The sequence below is a fragment of the Holospora elegans E1 genome (assembly GCF_000648275.1).
GTDB classification, from domain to species: Bacteria; Pseudomonadota; Alphaproteobacteria; order Holosporales; family Holosporaceae; genus Holospora; species Holospora undulata_A.
Genome location: NZ_BAUP01000140.1, coordinates 1 through 7,075, shown reverse-complemented (window position 1 = coordinate 7,075; position 7,075 = coordinate 1). Strand labels below are relative to the sequence as shown.

The 7,075-nt window shown below is 33.5% G+C and carries 9 protein-coding genes and 1 tRNA gene; 3 read left to right on the top strand and 7 right to left on the bottom strand.

Annotation, left to right across the window (positions count from 1 at the left end; translation table 11 throughout):
* Positions 1-287: transposase (locus HE1_RS05700; protein ID WP_162531298.1), on the top strand; the 287-nt coding region annotated here is incomplete at its 5' end.
* 899 nt (positions 288-1,186) lie between these two features.
* Here the strand turns inward: HE1_RS05700 and HE1_RS08380 are convergent.
* Positions 1,187-1,393 carry a hypothetical protein gene (locus tag HE1_RS08380; protein ID WP_162480439.1) on the bottom strand — a complete coding sequence of 69 codons (207 nt, stop codon included), beginning with the start codon at positions 1,391-1,393 and terminating at the stop codon, positions 1,187-1,189.
* A gap of 19 nt (positions 1,394-1,412) precedes the next feature.
* On the opposite strand from HE1_RS08380, the gene HE1_RS05695 reads away from it, so the two are divergent.
* On the top strand, positions 1,413-2,198 hold the full coding sequence (locus HE1_RS05695; protein ID WP_162480438.1) for a hypothetical protein: 786 nt from the start codon (positions 1,413-1,415) through the stop codon (positions 2,196-2,198).
* 119 nt (positions 2,199-2,317) lie between these two features.
* Here the strand turns inward: HE1_RS05695 and HE1_RS05690 are convergent.
* From HE1_RS05690 to HE1_RS08375, 3 genes are all read right to left on the bottom strand, one after another.
* Positions 2,318-2,389: transfer RNA gene (locus HE1_RS05690), tRNA-Lys, on the bottom strand.
* Between the two features lie 849 nt (positions 2,390-3,238).
* Positions 3,239-3,376 (bottom strand): hypothetical protein, encoded by a 138-nt coding sequence (locus HE1_RS09160; protein WP_162531297.1) that lies wholly within the window; start codon positions 3,374-3,376, stop codon positions 3,239-3,241.
* 1 nt (position 3,377) lies between these two features.
* Entirely contained in the window at positions 3,378-3,527 is a 150-nt protein-coding gene (locus HE1_RS08375) for a helix-turn-helix domain-containing protein (RefSeq protein ID WP_162480436.1), read from the bottom strand.
* Between the two features lie 668 nt (positions 3,528-4,195).
* On the opposite strand from HE1_RS08375, the gene HE1_RS05685 reads away from it, so the two are divergent.
* Positions 4,196-5,149: a DNA polymerase III delta subunit-related protein gene (locus HE1_RS05685; protein ID WP_035545630.1), complete on the top strand. Its 954-nt coding sequence runs from the start codon at positions 4,196-4,198 to the stop codon at positions 5,147-5,149.
* 360 nt (positions 5,150-5,509) lie between these two features.
* On the opposite strand, the gene HE1_RS05680 is transcribed toward HE1_RS05685, so the two are convergent.
* The 3 genes from HE1_RS05680 to HE1_RS05670 form a co-directional block, all read right to left on the bottom strand.
* Positions 5,510-6,229: a hypothetical protein gene (locus HE1_RS05680; RefSeq protein ID WP_162480434.1), complete on the bottom strand. Its 720-nt coding sequence runs from the start codon at positions 6,227-6,229 to the stop codon at positions 5,510-5,512.
* A gap of 86 nt (positions 6,230-6,315) precedes the next feature.
* Positions 6,316-6,543 (bottom strand): hypothetical protein, encoded by a 228-nt coding sequence (locus tag HE1_RS05675; RefSeq protein ID WP_035545625.1) that lies wholly within the window; start codon positions 6,541-6,543, stop codon positions 6,316-6,318.
* A 128-nt stretch (positions 6,544-6,671) separates the two neighbouring features.
* On the bottom strand, positions 6,672-6,941 hold the full coding sequence (locus HE1_RS05670) for a hypothetical protein (protein WP_035545623.1): 270 nt from the start codon (positions 6,939-6,941) through the stop codon (positions 6,672-6,674).
* Positions 6,942-7,075 lie beyond the last annotated feature (134 nt).

The following is a 7,075-nucleotide window of genomic DNA, read 5'->3' as shown; positions in this document are numbered from 1 at the left end:
TATTGAATAAGGAGGGGAATGAAATTTGGTTTTTAACTAATTTATTTGATATGCCAGCTCTTGATGTAACAGAGCTTTATAAGAGGAGATGGGATATAGAAGTATTTTTTAAATTTATCAAACAAAAACTTGGATATAAGCATTTTTTGAGTCATTCTTTAAATGGTATGAAAGTGTATATTTATATGATTCTGATTACAGATTTATTATTTTTAATATACAAGGCTAGAAAGAAACTGCATGGCTTCAAAATTCCATTATTTCAATTTACATTAGATCTAGAGTAATCTTTTATTAAAACATTAATTATTATTTCAGGAGGGGATTTCAATGCTGTTAAACATTTATTTTGACACTTTCAACACTTATGCCCTACCCCCAACCTGAAAACCCCATCGAAGAATGAATATGTGCGCAATAATCGATTTTTCGTCTCTGTCAAAGAGTTTTGCAAGAGTATGCTGCAATTTCGACCAAACCTGAGAACAACATCGCCAGAGATCTTGTCGAGCGTGTCAATGACTAATTTTAACGCATTAGTCCAACACTTTCACTTTGATTTGGTATATTTGCGCTTTAGGGGGATTAAGTATTGAAAAATATAGCAATATTTTTTGCTTAATAACACTTTTCTTGAAGTAGTGAAAATTTCAATTTTTACCTGAAAATTTACTCCCTCACGCATTTCTTAGGATAAGAATTTTTTTAATTTTTTTAAATTTAGTATCAATACGTTCCGATCAGAAAATAGATCGTTAGAAACACGAAGAAAACGACTTTTTAGGAGAGAGGGGCAGATTAATGAGGAGCAAACACCGATTCTTCGGGGATGTCTGATATGAAAAAATGCAGATAGATAAAACATTCCAGATTCAATAGAAATGGACACAAACGTTTAAACAGCAAAATTTAATCTTACCGCTGCTGTTCGTTGTCTAGAACGTTCATAAGTTTCGATAGCTGTATCATTTTTATATTCTTTTATATGGCCCCTAGTACAGCAAAATCATACTCTTAATTTGATCAAACAATCAATTTATTATAAAAAAATCTAAATAATATTTACAAAAAAAAACTCTTTTGTTTTAAAATTAATTGGTATTATATTAACGATAACAATCATGATGAAAAAATTTTATTTATATTTAAGTTTGTTAAGTGCTTGCGCGTATGCTGGAAACGAACATTATAAAAAATCATTACAAGAAGTGGTTTCTTCTCTTTTTAACACTCCTAAAAGCGATATCCCGCTTCCCACTTTTTCTTTTGACAAATCCTTGAAAGATGAGCAAGTGTTAAAATTAAAAAAAGAAGCGTACAATACAACTCTTAAAGCTTTAGAATTAAAATCGTATATAATTAACCTTTCTGAACTTGCAAGAAATCTCAACACTGGTGATCTTTCTGAGTTTTTGGAAGAAAAAGCAAAGAAAGAATTTAAGGAAGAGCTATTGAATACCGTTACAAAGATTATAGACTCCTCAGAAACAGAAAATCTGGATCTTACCGATCTTAAAAAAACGAAAATGCATCAGATTGAACAGGAATCTGTATTGAAAATAAATTCCAATATTCCAAATAACGATTTGTCTTTGTATATAGAACAGGAATACCTTTTAATTGTAAACAAATTCTTGTCTTATACTGAAGAAATTAAAGGAAAAATAGATTCTGCGTATTCTAATTCTTCTGGGCATATAAAAAAATTAATTGAAAATATTGAAACCTTAAGCGATACAATACAAAACAAAGAACAAGAAATTTCAGAAAGGAAGAAAAATTGGGAAAAAAATCCATCTGGCCAAAATCGATTTGGGAATAAAAATTTAATCCCGGCTCATAAATTCACCCCAAATTTTGATCCTTCTAAAAAGAGTACTCCAAATATTTTCTTATTTCCAAAAAATAGCGGAAAAGCAGGAAATAATGTTTTAATGACTCAGAATTTGAGTCCAAACAATCAATCTAAACTTTCGATTCCTAACAATAATCTCTTTGCTACCATGAAACTTCCTTCAAACAATCCACCTAAAGTTTTTGTTCCCAATGATAATAAAAATAAGAAAGAACCCTATTCAGATACCCTTATTAAGAAAGCTGATAACTATCCTCAAATGAATGCACAAGACCTTTTTCCAAAAGATATGGGGATGGTTCACGAAGAAGAAGATGTCTTTAATCCCAAGACAAAGATCTAAAAATTAATATTTTCATTAAAAAAATTTGACTTTTATACCGATGCAAATATTAAAACAAACGGGATTTAAAAGCACAACCTAAGACCTCAGTCATTAATTCAAAGTAAAAACAAAAGAAGTGAGCGCTGTAGGGATCGAACTTACGACCGACTGGTTAAGAGCCAGACGCTCTACCGCTGAGCTAAGCGCCCTCATCGTGAATGATTCTATCGTAGTTCCTTCACGATGTCTAGCCTTCGTGTACATTACTCAAGAAGAATCTTAAGAACCTTGTATTCATGATTTAGCTATCCTTCTTAATAGGATCATGGAATGGGCTGTAATTATGTTTTCAGCAGTCGCTATGGCAATTTCATAATCTTTAGACGCCCTTCGAAAAGGATTTAGCTATCTTATGTTCTTTCGACGATCTAACGCTTTGGAAGTATGGCCCATTCTTGAGATATACGCTCTGAGATTGCTATAGTTTTATTCAATAGAGTTCTCACAAATGCCTCCACGGGGTTTCTATATCCAGCATCTGCACACACTCAATGTAGGATAATTTTTTTGCACCGCTTCCTAAAAAACTCTGCACCCAGCACCTGTGTCATTGGCCTTATGAACCGTGATATGGATCAGATTGCCTTGCGTATCAACAACACTATGCCGTTTACGTATCTTTTTTTCCCCCATCTATACCTATTTTTTCTGAAGCTTCTGTGGGTTTAACACGTTGTGAATAATGCTATAGCTGGGATTCTCACTCCTTTCATACTTAATTCGGCTTGTCTTAAGAAAGTTCATGCATCACTTTTTCCCATACCCCCTTAATCCTATATCGTCTATAAAACTTTTATTAATGAATACAGGTTCTTATTAAAATCTGCCCAATGATCTGCGCAACAAAATAAAATTTTCCATTTTTTTAATGGTTCAAAAAGTCGTTTGAATGTTTGATCCGAGAGATCACCAAATTGCCAATAGATGAACCGTTTTCCAGCACGATCATAGGATTTAGAAATCCAAGCTTTAGAAATCCAAATTTTTTGCTTCTTTTTTTAAATATACAAAAATTTATCGACTTCCATGACAATACCTTTGTCTTCTGGGGATGGCTCAATTTTAGCGCATCGCCTTAATCCCAAGGTACGCCCCCCTTCAAAACGGCGGTCGTGCTGAAACCAAAAGCTGAGCAATTCAGTTCATTGAAAGGCCGCTTGCGTATAAAACGAGGGCTTGGAGCTTGTCTTTATCGGGCACACCTCGTAAAATTTTTTCCATATTTTTTACATTTGTACCGCTAAACTTCTCGAAAAAAACCGCTTTTAAAGCACTCCGAACATTCACAAAATTTACATACAATAATTTTTAGAGACTTTTAAAAGACTTCCTTTACCTATTCTAACAAAAAGTGTCTTTAGTTAAAAACTTCCTCTTTTCTGGAAAACAAGGGGATGAGGCCAAGGAAAGTTTATCGAAAATTTTGTATCGCCATTACATAGAGATATCGTGAAGAAGTTTAGCCTTTTGTGATTTCAAAGCCTTCCACACCCGTTGGAGTCAAAAAGATGAGTGGAAAATCTTTTTCAAAATTCTTAGCCAACACCCCTGACAAAAGGTACACGATGAACGATTGTGCTTCCCTACCAACACAGTTGTGCTAAAAAAAATACGGAAACTAGGCTATTGGAGCACTAAGATCCGTGCAATCTGTGATGCTCAAGGCAACACTACCGGTAATCTCACCACTTTTTATACTGCGCAATTTTTACACGTTGTGCTGACACGTCTATAAATTTTCTTGGCGCCTTTACTTAGCTTCAATTGAGGGGGCAACTAAATAATAAATTATTTATTAAAGATTTCGAAAAAATTACTGCTTACGTTGTATTTTTTTTGTATATTGTCTATAATTAGAAGTATATTTTATTTTTTTAGATTTGTAAAAACATTCTGATGATCTATAAAAAAACAACTGACATTCTTGAAAAAGATCCTGAATTTTTAGGTTTTTATTGGGGTATGAAGAAATTGTAGAGCAGTTTCAGAAAGCTTTAGAAGAAGATCGTCTTCCGCATAGCTGGCTGTTTCTTGGAGAAGACGGATTAGGAAAAACATCACTTTGTTATGCGTTGGCCTGTATAGCTCTGGGATACAAAGGCTCTTTGAAGTGGGAAGCAGCTAATGATTTACCCAGAAGTATTTTGTACCGCCAAGTAGTTACCCATTCTCATCCAGAGCTTCATGTTCTTTCTCTTCCTATTACGTTAGATCATATTCGCTCTATTAAAAAGCGTATCGTTCAAACTGCGTTTTCTTTGTCTTGGAAAGTTATTATTTTGCCTCGTTTGGATGTTTTGCGGCATGAATGTGTTAATGCATTGCTAAAAATTGTTGAAGACCCTCCTAAAAAATCATTGTTTTTGTTTACGGCGGTTCATAGTGCTTTTCCTGCTACTTTACTTTCTCGATGCTGTGTATATCCTTTGCGTCCAGACGATAGGGGAGTGTTTTTTTCTCGGTTGAAGATTTTGTTGGATAGTTTGGAAATTTCTACAGATAATACAGAGTGCTCTTCTCCTTCATTTCAAGATTGGTTGTATACGTTTACTCGGGGAAACATTGGAAAAGCTGTTCGTCTCGTAAGTACAGGAAAAGTAGATTTGATTCAGCGCACATGGAATTTTTTGGATCGCTCTTTTGACGAAGGGCCCTGCTTGCTGCCTTTAGAGCTTTCGGGGCATTTGTATCAAAACATTGATTTGTTTCAAGAAATTGTTTTTCTTTGGATGTTTGATAAGTTATCTACGTACGCACAACATCAAAAGCGTTTTTTGCTTTTGGATAGACTTTTATGTTCAATGCAAGTCTGGTTTCAACAAGCTAAAGCGTTCCACATGGATTCATCATTTTTTGTTCAAAAAATTATATCTAATGTTGGACTTATTTCTCAAAAGTGGGCAGCTTGAAAAAAAGTATTTGCTCTTTTTTAGGTAAAGTTTTTGAAGTTGAACATAGAGAAGAGAAATAGATCGTGAGGAAAAAGAGAAAAATCTTGAATAAGGAGAAAAGACGAGAGAGTCTCTGGAAAATACTGGACACGGACTTCCTTGTTTAGCATCACTCTCTAGATCTTAACCCCATTAAACATCAATGAGGTCAAGCAAAAATTCTCCAAAGTTTTTTTATTATGTTTAACTTTTAAACCTTCAGCAAAGTAATTATTTTTAAGGTTTTGCTTGTAGAGCAAGAAATAAATTTTTTCTATATTCTTATGTTTGATTAGAAGAAAATAATTTACTACCTAAACTACGAAGAGAAGAGGAACATTACTGAGGAGAACGCATGGTTTGCAATCGCCGAGCAAAATTAGGAACATTATCTACCCTTTGAGGAAAAGGCATGGTTTGAAATCGCTGAGCATAATTAGGAACATTCTTTAATTGCTGAAAGGTCTTTAGTTGCTGAAAGGAATTACCGTCGCCTAATTTTTTAATAGCAGGAAAGTTAGCCTCTCGTTTCTGATTGAGAAAAAGCACTTTATTATTTTCGGAAATAGAAGAAGCAGCTTCAGGACCATAAGTGGCAAAAACATCAAAATTTTTTTTATTTGGGGTAGCTCTGCTAGGATTATAAGTAGCAAAAACATTAATATCTTTCTTATTTTCTTCATCATTATTTTTTGAAATATTATCACTTTTTTTATTCTTTTCAATCAGTAATGGTTTTACAGATTGAATTTCTTCATCTAATATTTCTGTGTCTGTAGAGCGCACAAGATACAAAGAATCTACTTTACTTTTAATTGCTTTCACATAAGAAGAAATTTTTTTTATAACAGTGATAAACTTAACATCTATATAATCAGACAACTCGTTAGGTCCTGCCCTGGGGTTGGCTCTTTGCATTACATAGTCGTATTCTATTTTACCAAGTTGTGTATCTCTAAGGGTGGAAATTTTTTTCTCGGCCTCTTCAGGAGATTCTATAATTTCCTTAAGACTATTGAAAAATTTTTCTTCAAACTTATCTTGGTTTTCTTTTTCCAAAAAACCCAAAAGTTTATGCGGAGACATTGCTTGTGCCATTTTGGAAAGATCTATGATGTATCGCTCTAATTCTAAAACGCCAAGTGTTATTTGATATACTTTTTTTTGAATTTTTCTGCCTCGTTCTTGTCTAAAGACTCATCTAAAAAAGAATCAGAAACTGTTAACTTATCAAAAGGTGAATCCACAATATCAGCAAGCGCTTTTTTTAAAGACTCTTCTATACGTTGATAGGAAATGGAATCTTTGGCGTAAACGCAAGCGCTTAACAAGCTTATATATAAAAAAATATTTTTTTCATTGTTTATAATCATAATTTTAAAAAAACGACTTTATTATTATAGTATTTATTTATTTATTTTTTGTAAAACAGTAGAGAAAATACACTAGATTCAATAAAAAATGACATAATGAGTGAATTAATAGACAGTTTCGGAAACTATCATTTACACTCATACTTTCCCTCACTTTTTTTCAGGTAGTTTAAAAGATCGCTGAAATCAAAGAATAAGAGTTTATCTTTGATCCACCTGAATCCCCTTGTGAAGTATGAATACAAAGGCGCTCTGACTGTTTTTTTGTAAGCAATTTCTTGTGTAAGGCCCGTTATAGAAGCGTATAAAATAGCAACAGCGACAATGGTCATAAGTTTGGAAAGTCTTCCCAAATCTTTCATAGGGGTATTTTCAAGGTTAACCCCTTGCGTTTTCATAGTTCTGAACAGCCGTTCAATGTCCCCTCTTTGTTTGTTTAGTACCCGGTCTTTATCTTAAGCAAATGACAAGGTACGCATCTTTAATCTTTTTACCTACGATACCCCCCCTAGGATCATCCAGCATGTTACAG

What these genes read in the sequence shown, in the direction of transcription:
- HE1_RS05670 (WP_035545623.1), bottom strand. Translation starts at nt 6,941, where the DNA reads ATGAAAACGCAAGGGGTTAACCTTGAAAATACCCCTATGAAAGATTTG.
- HE1_RS05675 (WP_035545625.1), bottom strand. Translation starts at nt 6,543, where the DNA reads ATGATTATAAACAATGAAAAAAATATTTTTTTATATATAAGCTTGTTA.